Genomic DNA, 16948 nt, shown 5'->3' on the forward strand with positions numbered 1-16948 from the left:
GCTGCCTCAATCATAGAAAAACGAGAGACGGGGGCCTCTCGCTTACGATTCTAGCCAATTATAAAATGTAACGGTTTGTCGATGCTCTTCCTGTGATACAGGCTTGGCTTTCGATTGATGCTTGCGGAATTTTTGGCCATAATCTTTCGCCTGTTCAATCGTACGCACTCCATTCTTTTTCCACTCAAACAAAATTCGATCAATATAACGGAAATTTAATTTCCCGGACAATACCGCTTCGCGAAGCGCGGCTTTTATGATAGCTGGATCATGCCCATCTTGATCCATCCACATCGCCAGCGTCTCGCATTCAAACGGCGAAAGCGGTCGGCCAAACTCTTGTTCAAACATCGTATACAAGCTTTGTTCCTCTTCCTGGCGCTCTTTCTTGTGTTCGTTCATCGACTCGGAAATTAAATGATGCACTAACTTTTCCCATAGCGGCTTAAGCGAGTATTTTTCGCCCAAAATGGCTCCATCCACCTGTTCTTCAATAGAAACAAATCCTTTTTGCAAAAGCTTCCGCAATGCTTCCATACATTGTGCCGGCGTTAACGTCATCCTTTCTGCCAGCTCATCTGGAGTTGGAAACCATACCCCTTCTCCCATAAATGCATGCAAATGCAAAAGCAGCATAAATTCTACTTCCGTTAAACCTAAACGTTTATAATGCTGCAAAAGCAGCTTTGGAATTGCAATGCTGCCTTGGGCCAGCCATTCCGCCATTTTTTCTTTGTCCATTGGAATACACCTCAACTATAAGTATAACATGGATGCTAAGTATTAGATAATCTATATCGATATAACTTGACACCTTAACAGTTGCGTCGATATAAAGTCGACGGTCGTGTGACTGAACAATACGGCTTACAGACCCATCAATCGGTCTGTAAGCCGCCTGTTGTTCGGTGCTGTGCCACGCTAAGGCATAAGCAGGAAAGTTATTGACTTTTCTTGGACCGTCGAAAAATAGAAGTTTGCTTTTGAATAAATAATCAGTTCAATCTTCTCGTTGTATCTATGCATATAAATACAACTGAAAACAGGTGTCTGTCAAAACCTACACTCGAAAGAATCTCACGACTTGTCTAAATCATGTAATAAGCACGATCATCAAGCCATTGCGTATTAGGAAGATAAGAAAGCCCCCTAAAAGCTTGGGGGCTAATTCAACACGATAAACAAAACATGGATTCAATAAAAATACTGGTGCGATTATGGATATAATCGGTTTAATAGCCGTGGGAACGGAATCGTTTCACGCACATGTTCGACTCCGCAAATCCAAGCCACTGTACGCTCTAACCCTAAACCGAAACCTGAATGAGGTACAGAGCCGTATTGACGCAATTCTAAATACCATTGATACGCTTCAATTGGCAAATGATGCTCCTCTAAGCGCTGTTTAAGCAGATGGTAGTCGTGAATCCGTTCAGACCCACCAATAATTTCGCCGTACCCTTCCGGTGCAATTAAATCCGCACAAAGCACCACATCTGGACGGTTCGGATCAGGCTGCATGTAAAACGGCTTTAACGCAGTTGGGTAGTGGGTAATGAACACTGGCTTGTCAAAGCTCTCCGCAATCGCTGTTTCATGCGGCGCTCCAAAATCATCTCCCCATTGAATATCATCAAATCCTTTGTCATGGAGAAGTTTAATCGCCTCATCATATGTAATGCGCGGAAATGGAGCTTGAATCTGCTCAAGCTTTGATGTGTCACGTCCCAAAGTTTTTAATTCAAGCTGGCAATTTTTCAACACCGCTTGAACGATATACGATACATATTCTTCTTGTATCTTTAAGTTATCTTCAAATTCATAGAAGGCCATCTCCGGCTCGATCATCCAAAACTCAATGAGATGGCGGCGTGTTTTCGATTTTTCCGCACGGAACGTCGGACCAAATGAGAACACTTTTCCAAGCGCCATTGCGGCTGCTTCCATATAAAGCTGACCGCTTTGAGAAAGATAGGCATCTTCATCAAAATATTTTGTATGGAATAACTCCGTTGTTCCCTCTGGTGCACTTCCTGTTAAAATCGGCGGATCTACCTTGACAAATCCGTTGTTATTAAAAAATTCATAGGTTGCCCGGATGATTTCATTGCGAATTTTCATAATCGCATGCTGGCGTTTTGAACGCAGCCATAAATGGCGATGATCCATTAAAAACTCGACACCATGCTCTTTTGGCGTAATCGGATAATCAACCGCTTCATGAATGGTTTGTATGTTTGTCACCGATAATTCATAGCCAAATGGCGAGCGCTCATCCACGCGAACAATCCCTGTCACATATAAAGATGTTTCTTGCGTAATGGATTTTGCCGCCTTAAAGACGTCTTCCGCTACTTGCGATTTTTCAACTACTCCTTGAATAAAACCAGTGCCATCGCGCAGCTGCAAAAAAGCGATTTTTCCGCTTGAACGCTTATTTGCCAGCCATGCGCCGATCGTCACCTCTTGTCCTACATATTTGCTTACTTCTGCAATTGTTGCTTTCACCGAAAATTCCCTCCAACATTTGTTCAAAAAACTATGTATGCATAACTTATATTATACCTTTCAGCCAAAATGTAAGCAATACACGAAGCGGCTCTGTCATCGACAAAGCCGCTTTTGAAGCTTATACACGATTTGCGCGTTGCTCCATAAATTGCTGAATGCGCTCCATCGCCGTTTCTAGCACATCAAGCGATGTCGCATAAGACAAGCGAACATTATCGGGAGCACCAAAGCCAGAACCCGGAACAAGCGCCACCTTTGCTTCTTCTAAGAGAGCTGTGACAAATTCGTCTACATGGTGATATCCAGCCATTGCGGCCGCCTGCCGCGCATTCGGAAACAAATAAAATGCGCCTTGCGGTTTAACGCACGTAAATCCTGGAATTTGAATGAGTTTTTCATAAATAATATTTAACCGTTGTTCAAAGGCTTGCCGCATTTGTTCCACTGGCTCTTGCGGCCCACTGTATGCAGCAATAGCGGCATATTGAGCGATGGAAGTCGGATTTGAAGTGCTGTGGCTTGCAAGATCCGTCATCGCCCGAATGATCTCTTTATTTCCTGCAGCATATCCAATCCGCCAGCCAGTCATCGAATGCGATTTAGACAAGCCATTAATGATTACCGTTTGCGCCTTTAACTCTGGCGACAATTGAGCAATGGACACATGGCGATGTCCATCATAGACCAGCTTTTCGTAAATTTCGTCCGAGACAATGAATACATCATGCTCCAAGCAAATTTCACCAAGCGCTCTTAGTTCTTCTTCCGTATAAATCATTCCTGTCGGGTTACTTGGTGAATTAATAATAACCGCCTTTGTGCGATCAGTAATAACCGATTTTAATTGCTCAGGCGTAATTTTAAATTCGTTTTCCTCAAGCCCCTCGACATAAACAGGCACTCCTCCAGCAAGCTTTACTTGTTCCGGATAGCTGACCCAATATGGCGTTGGAATAACGACCTCATCACCTTCGTCTAAAATGACTTGAAATAAGGTATAGAGCGCATGTTTTGCTCCCACGCAAACGATTATTTCAGATGGCTCGTAGCGAAGCCCTTGGTCTCGTTCAAACTTTTTCACAATTTCCGTTTTTAAGCCCGCTAGTCCACCGGAAGGCGTATATTTTGTATGTCCCTCATTCATCGCCTGAACGGCCGCATCCATAATGTGCTGCGGTGTATTAAAATCCGGCTCTCCTGCTCCTAAACCGATGACATCATATCCAGCTGCTTTCAGCTCTTTCGCTTTAGCCGTAATCGCCAATGTCGCAGAAGGCGTGAGCGATGCCACTCGTTTTGCTAATTTCATGATCCATGTCCCCCTTCATGATTGTTGAAAGCTATATCTTTTCAAAAAAGCACCGTCTTTAAAGCTGAGGTAGTAAAAAGAATAACGATTGTTTTGATCAATATATGTCAGCTCCCAAAGAGGCACTCCTTTTTCCATGCCAAGCTTTGCGGAAACAATCTTTTTCGGATTTCGTTCCGCTGTTAACTTTTTGATGGCTTCTTCCTGTGTAATTCCGCTCTTGGCGTCTTTCACCACGATGCTTCCACTTTTCTCCGGAACCCAAACAATTTTGCGAGCTCCTTTACGATCATCACCCATAAATACAATATAGGTCTTTTCACCGTAATATGTATAAACTTGATCGATACGCGCAAAGGCCACTCTCTCAATCGCTCGCTTTCTTGCTGTTTCCATCAGCGATTGCTTCTGTCCGATCGCTGTGTGATAAACGCTTGCAGCTTGCCAAAAGAAAATACATAGCACAACAAAGCATAAAATACCCCACTTTTTCATAACAAACCACTTCTCTATGTACGGTAAATCGTAAAAACCGCTTTATTTTGATCTTTTTCATCAAGCGCCAATCCAAACATTAAGTTCTGCCTTTTCAGCGTTCGATTCAAGCAGTCAACAACTTTATATAAATCGGGTGAGTGCTGAATTTTGACAGTGGCTAACACCTCGATTTTACTTTCCATTTCACATTTTCCTCCTCCATGCCACAAATTTTGTTACTCATAGGAACAGAGCGGCGTGGCTACACTATACATACAACAAATTTGTGTTGTACCTTTCCATAATTATAACAGGTTCGTTGGACAATTTCATAAAAAAATTCCCCCACCTACATCTTATGGATCCCGCATCGTGTATATATACGATGCGGGATTTAAATGACAATTAGGCTTCCTCTCATTAAAGCTACCCGATCTTTTTGGGCAAAGGAAATGCTCTTTCATCCGTGTTCGTTATCTGATGATCGAAAAGCAAACGATCAAAAAACTTTCAATGGTTCCTCACCATATCTTTATAAAAGCCCTCTTCATCTTACATGCGACAAGATCCAGCGACGCTGCTCTATTCCGCTATCCTACCTATAGATTGCTCATTTGCTCTCTATTTACACGATCAACACTCATCCATTATCTGTATACTATTTTAACGGCCATCACCATTCAAATTTTTTCGTGATGTATCCATGTAACGCAGGCCTAAACAACCTTGTTTAACCATTTGACGAGCGAAAATAAACCGAACCCCATATCTAGCATTGTCATTTTTTCAAGCTTTGCAAAAGCTGCTCTAGCGGTGCTTCATAAATAGATACGGGGGGAAGCGAACCTACAAAATATTTTCCATAAGAAGCAGTGGTTAAACGGCGATCCAATACAAATAGCACTCCGGAATCAGTTGCTGTACGAATGAGGCGGCCAAAGCCTTGCTTAAAACGAATGATCGCCTGAGGCAGCGACAGATCATAAAACGGCCGTCCGCCTTTGGCGCGAATGCGCTCACTTTTCGCTTCTATCACAGGGTCATCTGGCGGAGCAAATGGCAAGCGGACCATGACAATAAAAGATAGCTGCTCCCTAGGTAAATCAATCCCTTCCCAAAAGCTGCTCGTTCCAAATAAAATGGCACGGTCAAATTGTAAAAAGGCCTTTGTGAGCTTTGCCGCATTTCCTCCTTGAATTCCTTGAGCAAGCAACACCAGTGTTTCGTCCTCATTTTTTTCTTTCACAATGGCAGCCGTCATTCGCAGAAGCTCATATGATGTGAACAATACCAGTATTTTCTCTTTGACCTGCTTTTCAATTTCTAGCAATTGTTCAGCTACAGCATGGGCATACTCTGGAAGCGACACATCTACAATAGACGGTAAGTCGCTTGGAATCATAATTTTTGCTTGGCGCTTATAATCAAATGGAGATGGAATCATGCGACAAATGGGATAAAAATCCTCTAACCCAAGCTGTGAGATTGCATAAGCAAATGAATGGTCCGTTGTTAAGGTTGCCGATGTCAAAATAACACTTTTCTTTCTTGTAAACAACCGCTCAGCAAAAAATTCTTCAAGCTCAATCGGCTGTGCATAAATAGCAGTGGCATTAGCGGCCCCTTTCACATCCGCCTCCATCCAGCGAACCACCTTCGAATCCGTATCTTCAAGCAAAAAGCGCAGACCATGAATCATGTCGTTCAGTACCGTCACATCTGTAAAGAACGAAAGGGAGGAAAGCGAAGGGTCGAGCATTTTCAGCTGTTCCGCCTTCTCTGCCAGCTCGGAGGTGTGATGACAGAGCCGCCAAAGCAACTCACGAATAGCGTTCCAATGTCTCCCTTTCTCTTCGCTTGGATGAAAGCGATAGCGCAGCCGCACGGCATTGGAATTCGTTTGTTTTCGCAGCACGTATTGCCGGATCATGCGAAACCATTCATCACATTCCAATTCAATGTCGCTTAACACAGACTGAAAATACATAAAATAGGCTTGTTGTTCAAGCCGTTTTCGAAGCTGAAAGAAGGATCCTTCATCATGACCATTTCCGATGCGAGTTAATAATAATCGAACAGCTACATAATCAACGCTCTGGCCAAAGTATTGAGAAGCAACATCCTCAAGATGGTGTGCTTCATCAACAATGAGCTGCTCATATGGCGGAAACAGCGGCTTATCAGAATTCAGATCCTGCAATAAAAACGCATGATTGGTAATAATCAGGTCGGCCTTACTGGCTCGCTGGCGCGCCCTCTGGAAAAAATCATACTCCGCTTCTTCTTTTTCCTCATCCATATGCAGCATGGTCCAAAGCAGTTGGCCGCCCGAAGATAGCTGAAGCTCATCAACATCGCCTGTCTCCGTTTCTGTTAACCAAACGAGCAACTGGCACTTGGTTAGCACTTCATCGTAGTTTTTGTTTGGTTTATGCAAAAAGTGAACAAATTTTTCGAGTGAAAGATAATTTCGTTTCCCTTTTAATTGCGCGACATGAAATGGAAACGACGCGATACTTTGGAGCAATGGAATATCGCGCTCCATCAGCTGCTGGCCTAGCTGGAGCGTATATGTACTAATCACAACAGGCTTTTGATATTGCCGAGCAAAGTAAAGACTCGGAATAAGATAGGCCAACGATTTCCCAATTCCAGTTCCTGCTTCAATTAAAGCATGTTGTGATGTATCGAGGGCCTCATAAACCATTTCCATCATGTCCCATTGTCCTTGTCGATGTTCGTAATCACGGAAAGGAAGCGTCTCCGTATGGGTGAACCATTCTCGAAAGGAAACGGGACACTCTCCAATTTTTTGAGGAAGAGGAGACGGTTTTCGCAATGCGATTCCTTGGTAGTAACTATATTGGTCATCATGCAAGGATGTTATTTTTTGGGCCAGCATCGCATCCATAATCGAATGGACATCGCTTTTCATATCGCGCGATAAACGGCACAATTGCCGCAATGTCGCGACCGGCAGCGCCTCCAATTTATCAAGTAAAGCGAGCCATAATTGGGCTGTAACCTCCGCATCGCTATCCGCCTGATGAGGATGCTGATGGGGAATATGCAATGCCTTCGCCATATCACTTAATTTATAGCTTTCCATGCTCGGGTATAAAATTCGAGAAAGTTCAACCGTATCAATCATCGGCGGCTCCGGCAAAAAAACTCCCGCTCTGTTCAATTCCTCCTGCAAAAACGGCCAATCAAATGCAACATTATGGGCAACAAAATACGATTGCTTCAATAGTGCAGCAACTGTCGGGGCAAGTTCAGAAAAAAGCGGCGCATGGCGCACCATTTGCTCACCAATTTGCGTCAATTGCTGGATAAAAGGTGGAATGCTGCATTCCGGGTTAACAAAACTGGAGAACCGTTTGACTATTTGTCTATTTTCAATAACGACGAGCCCGATTTGAATAATTCGATCCCCTTTTTTCACTGAATTCCCTGTTGTTTCTAGGTCTATGACTACAAACCGTTCATCCATCGTTTCACCTCAATCGCGCAATAATAGGGGCGTTCTCTACTGAGAAACAGCCCCCTTTTTTATGACAGGAAAAGCGGTAGCATCACCGCCTTCCTGCTTTTATATCCATACAAACGGATCGAATCTCTATCCTGGCCAAACATTTATAATAAGCCGGAACCATTACTTTTCTCCCTAAACATGAGAGGTTCTGTCTTTAGAAAGCTTGAGCTTCAGCTTACATCACTGTATGAGCTGGTTCGGCTACCATTAATTGCTGAATTCGATTATGCTCGTCCATAATCGCGATTTTCGGACGATGCGCCGCAATTTTCTCCTCTGGAATAAGGGCATAGGAAATGACGATGATGACATCATCCTTTTGCACAAGACGAGCAGCCGCTCCATTTAAGCAAAACACACCGCTTCCCCGTTCTCCTGGAATAATATATGTTTCAAAACGTGCGCCGTTATTGTTATTAACAATTTGTACTTTCTCATTTGCTACCATGCCAACCGCGTCCAAAATATCTTCATCAATCGTGATGCTTCCAACATAATTTAAATTCGCTTCCGTCACACGCGCACGGTGGATTTTTGCATTCATTAATGTACGAAACATGATTGTCCCCCCAACATTACGATTCCACATCAAGAGTTATATTATCAATGAGTCGCGCATTTGTAAACCTGACAGCAAGCGCAATGATGATTTTTCCAGATATTTTCTGAAGCGGTTGCAAATCTGGATAAGAATATACTTCAACATAATCAATGATACCATGTGTATAAGTTTGAATATAATCTTCAACAAGAGCACAAATAGCCGATGGATTGCGCTCGCCATTTTCAATCGCCCGCTTCGCTTTTTGCAATGCCGCGTACAGGGCAGGAGCTTCTTTTCGCTCTTCCGGAGATAAATACACATTGCGCGAGCTTTTCGCTAGCCCGTCCGCTTCGCGAACAGTCGGAACTGGAACAAGCTCGATCGGAAAATGGAAATCGCGAATAAGTCCATCAACCACTGCTACCTGCTGCGCATCTTTCATCCCGAAGTAAGCACGGGTCGGCATGACAATATGAAATAGTTTCGTTAATACCGTAGCCACGCCATCAAAATGCCCCGGTCTTGATTTTCCGCATAATACATCAACGCGCTCCTTGACGGCCACCTGCACGCTTAATGGCCGCGGATACATTTCTGTCACGGATGGATAAAACAATAGATCCACCCCTGACGCTTTGGCGATCTTTTCATCTCTCTCCATATCGCGCGGATATCGGTCGAAATCTTCATTTGGCCCAAACTGCAATGGATTAACAAACACGCTTAATACAACAATATCATTTTCCTCTCGCGCTTTTTTCAGCAAGGCAGCATGGCCTTCATGCAAATACCCCATTGTCGGTACAAAGCCAATGGACTTTCCTTGCTGACGGTATTGGGCTGTTTTTTGCTGCATTTCTTGGATCGTTTGAATGATCATCATTACTGCTTTCCTCCATATAGTGCAATCCATTCTTCTTCTTTCATCGTAAACATATGCTCACGTTCAGGAAACTGCCGAAGCTTTACCTCCGTCACATAGCTTGTCAAGGCATGCTGCATCGTTTCTTCAATATTGGCATATTTTTTAACAAACTTAGGTACCCGTTCTACTCCATATCCGAGCACATCATGATAGACAAGCACCTGTCCATCTACTTCATTACCTGCTCCTATTCCAATAGTGGGAATGGTTAATTGCTTAGTAATTTCGGCGGCAATCTGCTTTGGCACGCATTCGAGAACTAAAGCGACCGCTCCGGCCTCCTCGCACCATTTTGCATCTTGTAAAAGTTTGCGAGCGCTTTCAGCGTCTTTCGCTTGCACTTTATATCCACCAAGCACCCCGACAGATTGCGGAGTTAAACCTAAATGGGCAACAACTGGAACACCTGCTTCAGTCAGGGCACGAATGACCTCTATGACTTCGCCGGCCCCTTCAACTTTTACGGCATGAGCTCCAGACTGCTGCATGATGCGCTGAGCATTGCGAAGTGCTTCTTCCCTCGACAGATGGTAAGACATAAACGGCATGTCCGTGACAATGAACGTGTTCATGGCTCCACGCCGCACTGCCTTCGTATGATGAATCATGTCCTCCACTGTTACCGGAATGGTGGAATCATATCCGAGCACAACCATCCCAAGCGAATCGCCGACAAGAATCATGTCTACTCCAGCAGCTTCCGCAAGCTTTGCTGACGGAAAATCATACGCTGTCAGCATCACAATCGGCTCGTTTGTCTTCTTCATCTTCAAAAAATCACTGGTTGTTTTCATGGCATATCCCTCCTCCTTGTTTGCAGAGGAGATGAATCTCCGAATAAAAAAACCTTCTTCCCCACCTTGAGAAGAAGGATGTTGATTGTATCGGCCGAGTTCATCCCTCTGTCCCAGTCCTTTAGCGGATCAAGGCAGATCACATTGACAACACTGACACATTTTTCATGGTGCAGTTCTTCGCTAAAAGATACTGCCCTTGTACATCCATCTATATTTTAACAAAATTCGAACACTTTTGCTACAATGAAATATCGGCGGAATGAATGTGATGAATCGTTCCATCATGGTCTTCCAGGATTAATACGCCTTCATCTGTAATGCCGCGCGCGAAACCACGGATCGTTCCGTTCAAGGTGCGAGCGGTAATTTCTTTACCAATGCTTATAGCGTATCCTTCCCATAGCAGCTTGATCGGCAAAAAGCCATGCTGCAAATATTGCCGATACAATGTTTCCATTTTTAATAGTACTTCCTGGATGAGACGAGCTCGTTTTATTTTTTCTCCCTTTTCAATCGCCAATGATGTGGCAATGCCGCGAAGATCTTCAGGAAATTGATCGCGTTCATGATTGACGTTCACTCCCATTCCAATCGTAACAGAATGAACGCGATCAGGATCAGCCTGCAGCTCCGTTAAAATGCCGACACATTTTTTGCCGTTGATTAAAATATCATTCGGCCATTTAATATCAGGAACAAGCCCCGCCACTTCCTGAATAGCTTGGACAATAGCGACAGCTGTCAGCAACGTCAGCTGTGGCGTCTTTTGCGGCGGAATCGGCGGTCTTAAAATTAAACTCATCCAAACTCCTGTCCCTTTTGGCGAAAACCATTTTCGATCCATTCGGCCGCGCCCTGCCGTCTGCAATTCAGCGACAACAATCGTCCCCTCTTTTGCTCCTTCATGTGCCAACTGATGAGCCATTTTTTGTGTAGAGGTCACTTCTTCTTCAAAATAAATCGTTTGTCCAAACACCTCTGTTTTTAAACCAAGGCGGATTTCATTGGCTGTAATTTTGTCAGGCGTACTCACAATTCTGTATCCAAGGCGGCGCACCGCTTCAAGCTCAAATCCTTCCTTCCGCAAATCTTCAATATGCTTCCAAACGGCGGTTCTGGAACAGCCGAGAATATCGCTGATTTTTTGTCCGGAAATAAAATCGCCATTGGCCTCAGAAAATAATTCTAGCAATTTTTTTCTTGTGTCAGATTGCATGAAATGAGCCACTCCTTTATCCGCTCTTTGTCATTTTCTACTTTTCCTTGAATCACCGCCCGCTCCACTTTCTTCAGCATATTTGCCAGCCACGGACCGCCCGGACGTCCCATCCATCCCATGATATCTTTTCCGGTAATAGCTAAATCACTTCTGCTTTTAATAGGCAATTGAGCAAAGAGAGCGACGAGCCGTTGGCGATTGCTATAAGCATCTTCCATATCAATAAGGGAACGAATGGTTTCTGCCGCTAAAGCATAATCAAGCCCAAACTCATACAACTGCTCTTTTTTCCAATCATCATGTGAGCGAATGAGGGGCAGAATGCGCAAAATATGTTGCACATCCTTCATTAGCCGGTTAGGCAGCTTCCAAAGTCGCAAAAAAGCGGAAGATTCTTGATCGCTTAACAGCAAATAGCACAAAAATCCCCAGCGCTCCATCGAAGAGGACAATGCTTTCCAATCATATTGCGCCAACTTTTTTAACGGCTCTTTTTTTTCGCGAAGTCCCGGCAAATACACATATAATCCTGTTTCCTCTAACAGTGAGAAAGCCTTCTCTGCAAATGGGCCCGCCATCAATTTCTCAAACTCGGCTGTTATTCTTTCCACCGAAATATGCGCCAACAGCGAAGCATGTTCAATAATCGCCTGCTTCGTCTCCATTTCTAACGCAAAACCGAGCTGACTGACAAACCGGATCGCCCGCATCATGCGAAGAGCATCTTCAGAAAAACGCTCGCTCGCCTTTCCAACGGTACAAATGATTTTAGCAGAAATCGCCCGCTGTCCATGAAACGGATCGTATAGTGTTCCATGATCGTCCATCGCAATGGCATTCATCGTAAAGTCGCGCCTTTGCAAGTCTTCGCGCAGGGAACGGACAAATGTCACAGACTCGGGACGACGATAATCTTCATACGTACCTTCCGTTCGAAAGGTTGTCACTTCATATGGAATACCGTCGTTTAACACAACAACGGTTCCATGCTTTAAACCAACGGGAATCGTTTTTGGAAAAAGCTTGATCACTTCTTCGGGAAGAGCGGATGTGGCAATATCAATGTCGCCAAGCGGACGATTTAGCAAATAGTCGCGAACCGCACCGCCGACGAAATAAGCTTCATATCCATGTTGCTTCAGTTTACGAATAATGCCAAGTGCGCGTTGAAACGGTTCTTTCATCGCTTCACCTCTTTTATCAACGAAAAATAAACATCTTCGTATTGCTGTAAGATGTGCTGCGAATGAAATTTTTCATAAACAGCTTTAAGCGCTTGTTCAGCCATATATGTATGCAAATCTTCGTTTGTCAACATTTGTAGCGTTTTTTCAGCTACTTCTTCGATATTGCCAAGCTCGCATAGAAACCCTGTCTTGCCATCTTCAATCACTTCAGGAATGCCGCCAATGTTTGTGCCCACACACGGAACTCCGCAAGCCATTGCTTCAAGCAAAACAAGTCCAAAGCTTTCTTTTTCCGATAAAAGCCATTTGACATCACTCATCGAATAAAGCTCTTCTAAATTTTCTTGTTTTCCTAAGAAAAGAACGTCTTCTGTTAATCCTAGTTGCCGCACTAATCTGCACACAACGGTCATTTCTGGTCCATCACCAACGAGCAGTAGTTTAGCAGGAATTTGGCTGCGAACATGCAGAAAGGCATGCACAACATCTTGAACACGCTTCACCTTGCGAAAATTGGACACATGGATAATGACCTTTTCTTGTTCTGTTATTCCATATTGTTGTTTTAAATGCTTAACATCTTTTTTATGATACACGCGTTCATCAACAAAATTATAAATGGTATGAATATCCTTTTGAACATCAAGCAGCTCGTAAGTTTGCTTAACAAGTGCATTCGACACAGCCGTAACCAGATCCGATTGTTCAATTCCAAATTTTATCATATCGCTTAACGACGGATCATATCCGAGAACGGTAATATCCGTCCCGTGAAGCGTCGTCACAATTTTCACATCGTATCCAACCATTTGCTTGGCTAATACCGCACAAACCGCATGCGGAATCGCATAATGAACATGCAGCACATCCAGCTTTTCCCGTTTGGCTACTTCAGCAATTTTACTTGCTAATGCCAAATCATATGGCGGATACTGAAACACGGAATACTGATTGACTGTTACTTCATGATAATAAATATTGCAATATACTTTATTTAAACGAAAGGGCATGCTTGAAGAAATAAAATGAATTTCATGTCCTTTTTCCGCCAGCAATTTTCCCAATTCTGTGGCGACAACACCGGATCCGCCAACCGTTGGGTAACAGACAATTCCTATTTTTAGCTTCATTGTTTCTCTCCTAGCAAATCATTTGAAATGACGAGCGGCTGTTTCGTCATAAATCCTTCGGCAAACAGCACTCCGACTTGCTTTCCCCATAACCGCTCGCGGCTTTCAACGGTTTCAATATAGCCATTGGTTAACGGCGTATCAACCGACTGAGCTGTTTTTTGAAATTGACTTGCATAAGCTTTCAGGCTCGCCAGCTTTGTTTCCATCGTATGGCTAATATCAACAACAAAATGTGGCCGTTCATAACTGTTAATCATGTAGTAATAAAGCGATGAAACACGATGTGCCGGCAGCTCTCCTGCCTCATAACGGCGAATCCCAGCCGAAAACATCGCTTCTTCGACAAGAAAAGCACAATTTCCATGATCGGGATGACGATCTACCCAATACGGTGCAAAGATGGCTCGTGGACGATATTGGCGAATAACAGCGGCAATACAGCGAATAGCTTCTTCTGTTTTATATAAGCCCCGATCGGGCAGATGAAGATTGATTCTTGCCGCAACTCCGAGCAGCTCAGCTGCTTTTTGCGCTTCTTTTTGCCGCAGCTCTACAGTTCCGTTAGACGACAGCTCTGCCAAGGTTAAATCGCAAATGCCGATTCGACACCCTTGCTTCGCATATTTGGCGATCGTTCCCCCCATCCCGATTTCCACATCATCTGGATGAGCGCCAAATGCTAGTATATCAAGTTGCTCACGCTCCATTTTCGTCACCTTTTCTCTCATGAATAATAGTCCGCCATTGGAAGTCGCCACGCTCAAGTCCTCTAATTAAAATTTCGGCCGTCCCCATATTAGTGGCCAGCGGCACATTATAGACATCGCATAACCGAAGCAGAGCACTGACGTCCGGCTCATGAGGCTGGGCGGTTAAAGGATCACGGAAAAACAATATCATATCGATTTCATTGCGTGCAACCATAGCGCCAATCTCTTGATCCCCGCCTAACGGTCCCGAACAAAACCGATGGATAGGCAAACCGGTTGCCTCCATAATGCGCAAACCCGTTGTTCCCGTTGCATACAGCTCATGCTTTGCTAAAATCGTTTGATAAGCTGTCGCAAACTGAATCATATCCGCCTTTTTTTTATCATGCGCGATTAAGGCAATTTTCACGCTGACACCCCCGCTATTCAATAATATGCTCTAAGCCATACACAAGCGTTTGCAGCTTCATCACGGTTTCGATTGATAGCTTGACTCCAGACATAAATGACCCGCGATGAAACGAATCATGACGAATGGTTAATGATTGTCCATTTCCGCCGAAAATGACTTCTTGATGCGCAATCAACCCCGGCAGGCGGACACTGTGAATCGGAATCCCGTCATAAGAGGCTCCTCTAGCACCTTTAAGCGTCTCTTTTTCATCAGGATGCCCTTGCTTTTTAGTTGGTCGCACCGCCGAAATAAGCTGTGCTGTTTTTACAGCTGTTCCAGACGGAGCATCAAGCTTTTGGTCATGGTGCAGCTCAATAATTTCAACATCAGTAAAATATTTGGCGGCCATTTGAGCAAACTTCATCATTAAAATGGCACCCACTGCAAAATTCGGTGCAATAATCGCGCCCATTTCTTTTTCTTCCGCCAGCTTTGTTAATTGCTCAATCTCTTCTTGACTAAACCCTGTCGTTCCCACTACGGGACGAACCCCATAGCGAAGCGCGATCTCAGTATGGCGCTTGCCCGTTTCCGGAGTCGTTAAATCAACTAAAACATCCGGCTTTGTCTCTTGAAAGCAGCGTTCAATATCCGTATACACTGGCGCATGAATGCCGTTAAAACCATCTACCTCTGCTAAGTCCTTTCCATCATGGATGCGGTCAATCACCGCCACAAGCTGAAAATTCTCCGCATGATGCACAAGCGCTACCGCTTCCCGTCCCATCCGTCCTCGCGGGCCTGCCACTGCTACTTTAATTGGATTATTCACTCTTTCTCTTCCTTTCTTGTCCATCTGTTTTGATCTCTTGTCTGAAACTTTTCCATCACCATATCATGCGCTTTTTCTAAATCAATTTGAAGGGAGTTCGCAAAGCAAATCAAGACAAATAATAAATCGCCAAGCTCCTCTTCGATCGTCTTTTCGGTTTCTGATTTTTTCTTTGGCTTTTCTCCATAATAATGGTTGACTTCTCTCGCTAATTCCCCTAATTCCTCAGTCAACCTAGCCAGCATGGCAAGCGGGCTGAAGTAGCCTTCTTTAAATTGGCCAATATAATCATCAACTTCCTTCTGCAATTGCTGGATCGTTTTTTCCGACATATCGTTGATTCCCACCTTTCATGCTTTCATGTTAGCTAAAAGCAGCCATTTTGACAAATATTTTTGCGTTTCGTTGCTCAAGTCCTCCTCTTCCACTATAATTTATAATTAATGACTGAGATCGCCGGCCTATCATTACTATACGGAGGTGTCATATGGTTTTTGGACTGAAAATTAAAAATGTCTTATTTATTTTACTTGGCGCGGCTATTTTCGCATTTGGACTCGTTCATTTTAATATGCAAAATAATCTAGCGGAAGGAGGAGTAACAGGCATCACGCTTCTCCTTTATTTCTTGTTCGGCATCGATCCCTCCCTCACGAATTTGCTGCTGAACATCCCGCTTTTTTTTATCGGCTGGAAGCTGCTCGGACGCCATTCATTTTTTTATACCATGATCGGGACCGTCAGCTTATCCTTATTTCTATGGATTTTTCAACATTATGCAATCAAGATGCCGCTAAAGCATGATTTAACGCTCGCAGCCTTGTTTGCCGGCGTTTTTGTCGGAATCGGGCTTGGGATCATCTTTCGCTATGGGGGAACAACCGGGGGGGTCGATATTATTGCAAGGCTTCTCTACAAATATCGCGGAATTAGCATGGGAAAAACCATGTTTGCTTTTGATGCGGTTGTCATTACATTGTCGCTTTTATACCTTTCATACCGCGAGGCCATGTACACACTAGTTGCCGTCTTTATTGGCGCCCGCGTCATTGATTTTATGCAGGAAAGCGGTTATGCTGCAAAAGGAGCGACCATTATTTCTGAAAAGAGCGAAGAAATCGCTGCCAAAATTTTAACAGAAATGGAGCGTGGTGTAACCGTTTTAAAAGGACGCGGCTCCTATACCAAAAGAGAACGAGATGTGCTTTATTGCGTAGTAGCCAAAAATGAATTACCGCGCCTTAAAAATGTCATTATTTCCGTAGATCCCCATGCTTTTGTCGCCGTGACAGATGTGCATGATGTACTCGGTGAGGGATTTACCCTCGATGAAAATAAGCAGCCCATTCAAAACGATTAAGAGCAAAAGCATAAG

At 44.0% G+C, this 16948-nt stretch carries 17 protein-coding genes; 1 reads left to right on the forward strand and 16 read right to left on the reverse strand.

Going from position 1 to position 16948, the window contains the following annotated elements; all coding sequences use genetic code 11:
- Positions 1–42 precede the first annotated feature (42 nt).
- The 16 genes from GGQ95_RS04150 to GGQ95_RS04225 form a co-directional block, all read right to left on the reverse strand.
- Positions 43–741 (reverse strand): DnaD domain-containing protein, encoded by a 699-nt coding sequence (locus GGQ95_RS04150; RefSeq protein ID WP_044742290.1) that lies wholly within the window; start codon positions 739–741, stop codon positions 43–45.
- A gap of 474 nt (positions 742–1215) precedes the next feature.
- Positions 1216–2508, reverse strand: a complete 1293-nt coding sequence (gene asnS, locus GGQ95_RS04155; RefSeq protein ID WP_044742289.1) for an asparagine--tRNA ligase — start codon at positions 2506–2508, stop codon at positions 1216–1218.
- A gap of 121 nt (positions 2509–2629) precedes the next feature.
- Positions 2630–3820, reverse strand: coding sequence for a pyridoxal phosphate-dependent aminotransferase (locus GGQ95_RS04160; protein ID WP_066145378.1), 1191 nt, complete (start codon positions 3818–3820; stop codon positions 2630–2632).
- Between the two features lie 15 nt (positions 3821–3835).
- Entirely contained in the window at positions 3836–4315 is a 480-nt protein-coding gene (locus GGQ95_RS04165) for a cell wall elongation regulator TseB-like domain-containing protein (RefSeq protein WP_080862421.1), read from the reverse strand.
- A 14-nt stretch (positions 4316–4329) separates the two neighbouring features.
- Complete coding sequence (locus tag GGQ95_RS04170) at positions 4330–4500, reverse strand: YpmA family protein (protein WP_080862420.1); 171 nt, start codon at positions 4498–4500, stop codon at positions 4330–4332.
- Positions 4501–5075: 575 nt separating this feature from the next.
- The gene (dinG, locus tag GGQ95_RS04175; RefSeq protein WP_159720046.1) at positions 5076–7790 is read right to left on the reverse strand and encodes an ATP-dependent DNA helicase DinG; all 2715 of its coding nucleotides are present in this window, start codon (positions 7788–7790) and stop codon (positions 5076–5078) included.
- A 217-nt stretch (positions 7791–8007) separates the two neighbouring features.
- Positions 8008–8391 (reverse strand): aspartate 1-decarboxylase, encoded by a 384-nt coding sequence (gene panD / locus GGQ95_RS04180; RefSeq protein ID WP_044742285.1) that lies wholly within the window; start codon positions 8389–8391, stop codon positions 8008–8010.
- Positions 8392–8407: 16 nt separating this feature from the next.
- Positions 8408–9259 carry a pantoate--beta-alanine ligase gene (gene panC, locus GGQ95_RS04185; protein WP_066145387.1) on the reverse strand — a complete coding sequence of 284 codons (852 nt, stop codon included), beginning with the start codon at positions 9257–9259 and terminating at the stop codon, positions 8408–8410.
- Positions 9259–10095, reverse strand: coding sequence for a 3-methyl-2-oxobutanoate hydroxymethyltransferase (gene panB / locus GGQ95_RS04190; protein WP_066145391.1), 837 nt, complete (start codon positions 10093–10095; stop codon positions 9259–9261). Before panB ends, panC begins: the two co-directional genes overlap by 1 nt.
- 241 nt (positions 10096–10336) lie before the next feature.
- Positions 10337–11314, reverse strand: a complete 978-nt coding sequence (locus GGQ95_RS04195; protein WP_221211993.1) for a biotin--[acetyl-CoA-carboxylase] ligase — start codon at positions 11312–11314, stop codon at positions 10337–10339.
- Complete coding sequence (locus tag GGQ95_RS04200) at positions 11284–12501, reverse strand: CCA tRNA nucleotidyltransferase (RefSeq protein WP_183186418.1); 1218 nt, start codon at positions 12499–12501, stop codon at positions 11284–11286. The genes GGQ95_RS04195 and GGQ95_RS04200 overlap by 31 nt, the downstream gene beginning before the upstream one ends.
- Positions 12498–13634: an N-acetyl-alpha-D-glucosaminyl L-malate synthase BshA gene (gene bshA, locus GGQ95_RS04205; protein WP_044742280.1), complete on the reverse strand. Its 1137-nt coding sequence runs from the start codon at positions 13632–13634 to the stop codon at positions 12498–12500. The genes GGQ95_RS04200 and bshA overlap by 4 nt, the downstream gene beginning before the upstream one ends.
- Positions 13631–14344 (reverse strand): bacillithiol biosynthesis deacetylase BshB1, encoded by a 714-nt coding sequence (gene bshB1 / locus GGQ95_RS04210; RefSeq protein WP_183186419.1) that lies wholly within the window; start codon positions 14342–14344, stop codon positions 13631–13633. The genes bshA and bshB1 overlap by 4 nt, the downstream gene beginning before the upstream one ends.
- Positions 14334–14756: a methylglyoxal synthase gene (gene mgsA / locus GGQ95_RS04215; RefSeq protein ID WP_044742278.1), complete on the reverse strand. Its 423-nt coding sequence runs from the start codon at positions 14754–14756 to the stop codon at positions 14334–14336. The genes bshB1 and mgsA overlap by 11 nt, the downstream gene beginning before the upstream one ends.
- A 13-nt stretch (positions 14757–14769) precedes the next feature.
- Entirely contained in the window at positions 14770–15597 is an 828-nt protein-coding gene (dapB, locus tag GGQ95_RS04220; protein WP_044742277.1) for a 4-hydroxy-tetrahydrodipicolinate reductase, read from the reverse strand.
- A complete protein-coding gene (locus tag GGQ95_RS04225; RefSeq protein WP_044742276.1) occupies positions 15570–15905 on the reverse strand; it encodes a nucleotide pyrophosphohydrolase in 336 nt (111 codons plus the stop codon). Before GGQ95_RS04225 ends, dapB begins: the two co-directional genes overlap by 28 nt.
- A 155-nt stretch (positions 15906–16060) precedes the next feature.
- Here GGQ95_RS04225 and GGQ95_RS04230 point away from each other — a divergent pair, with 155 nt between their 5' ends.
- Complete coding sequence (locus GGQ95_RS04230; protein ID WP_183186420.1) at positions 16061–16933, forward strand: YitT family protein; 873 nt, start codon at positions 16061–16063, stop codon at positions 16931–16933.
- Positions 16934–16948: the final 15 nt, after the last annotated feature.

Source organism: Anoxybacteroides rupiense (assembly GCF_014196195.1).
Classification (GTDB): domain Bacteria; phylum Bacillota; class Bacilli; order Bacillales; family Anoxybacillaceae; genus Anoxybacteroides; species Anoxybacteroides rupiense.